Raw genomic sequence first — 1,615 nt, 5'->3', positions numbered from 1 at the left:
AGGAGATAATGGTATGAAGTGTGTCAAGGGTCTTGGTTTCTTGTGGGTGGCGGTGCTCGCGGCATTCTTCGCCCTTTCCGCCTGCGATGACTCTTCGTCGGCTAGTGATGACAACAACGAAATATCTGCTGTTGAATCGTCTTCATCGACGTCCACTGATAAAGAGAAATCTTCTGACTCAAAAACGAAGCAATCGAGTTCTTCTATCGAAGAACAGAATTTGAGTAGTGCTGAAAGAATTTCTAGTTCTTCTCCTCAAAAAGGAGCTAACGACAAGAGTTCGAGCAGTGGCCTTAAAGATGAAAAGAAATCTTCAAGTAGTTCTTTTTTAGAGAAAAACAGATGCGAACCAGAGGAAGATGGTCAAACGTATAAAGAAGCATTTACGGGGATTAGGTATATTTGTACGGATGGCTATTGGATTGAAGTTTCTTCCAGTTCTGCGGCTTCAAGCAGTAGTTATTTTGATACAACAAAGGTGTTTAACCCCGATATAGAATATGGTTCCTATAGGGATTCCCGCGACGGAAGAGTGTATAGGACTGTAACCATTGCTTTAAAATATGAACTTAATGGGCGAAATTCCATTACAGTTTTTGCCGAAAATCTGAACTACGGTAAGATGATTACTGGGGGAGATTCTCAGTCTGACTCAACAAAGTATTGTTTTGATGACGATCCATGGTATTGCGAGCACGGCTTTGGCGGGTTCTATACTTGGAGCAATGCGATGAAGTTCCCGTCGGTCTGTGATAGCGTTTCTCTTGGAACGGAACAATGTTCAAACACATTCTCTTTTCCATCTGATGTGAATTCTGAAGAACAGCCCTTGTTTGTCAAGCATCAAGGGCTTTGCGATGATGGTTGGCATGTTATGAGCGCGGCTGAATGGCTTGACTTGGTTGAACTAAATAATGGAGGGACTGGTTTTTACAACAGGTTTGGTTCTGCCGCTTTGGCATATAGTCATCTTTTGCCGGATAATCGTTCTGGATTCTCCCTATTACCCACAGGTTTTTATGATTTTTCAAAAAAAATGTATAAGGATAGGGAACTTTATGCCTATCATTGGCTTCCCCAAGAAAAAGCATCGACAACGGCAAATTATTTCTCGGTGTCAAGTAGTGATTATACTAGATCTTATTGGGGACTCAAGGGTGGTTGGGCTTTGCCTATCCGTTGTGTGAAAGATTATTAACAGGGTGATTGTAATTAACAAATAAGGTCAAACATTTTAACAGAGCGGAGTCCGTATGTCCAAACTCAACAAGAAGAATGGTAAAAATCGTAACCAAAACAACTATCGTATTGAACAACTTGAACCCCGCCAGATGATGGATTTTACGGTATAAATTCCACATTCCATATTTCACATTGCTTGGTTTGTGGGTGGTGAAAATTTTTACAGGAGATAATGGTATGAAGTGTGTCAAGGGTCTTGGTTTCTTGTGGGTGGCGGTGTTCGCGGCATTCTTCGCCCTTTCCGCCTGTGACGACTCGTCGTCGGCTAGTTCCGACGAAACGGGTGTTTCCAGTTCGTCTGTAGAGTCGCCTGATTCGAGTGTCACCCTGAGCGGAGCGTCAGCGGAGTCGAATGGGTCTAGTAACGAAAATA

The 1,615-nt window shown here is 42.7% G+C and carries 2 protein-coding genes; both read left to right on the top strand.

Annotated elements, in window-relative coordinates; genetic code table 11:
* A partial coding sequence (locus tag B7994_RS13820) for an FISUMP domain-containing protein (protein WP_304529083.1) occupies window positions 1–1,198 on the top strand: 1,198 nt, incomplete at its 5' end.
* A 221-nt stretch (window positions 1,199–1,419) separates the two neighbouring features.
* The coding region (locus tag B7994_RS14000; protein ID WP_144063913.1) for a hypothetical protein at window positions 1,420–1,615 on the top strand (196 nt) is incomplete at its 3' end.

The organism is Fibrobacter sp. UWR2 (genome assembly GCF_002210285.1).
In the GTDB taxonomy this organism is placed as follows: Bacteria; Fibrobacterota; Fibrobacteria; order Fibrobacterales; family Fibrobacteraceae; genus Fibrobacter.
Note: the sequence above shows the minus strand (reverse complement) of the source record. Positions and strands in the feature narration are given on the sequence as shown.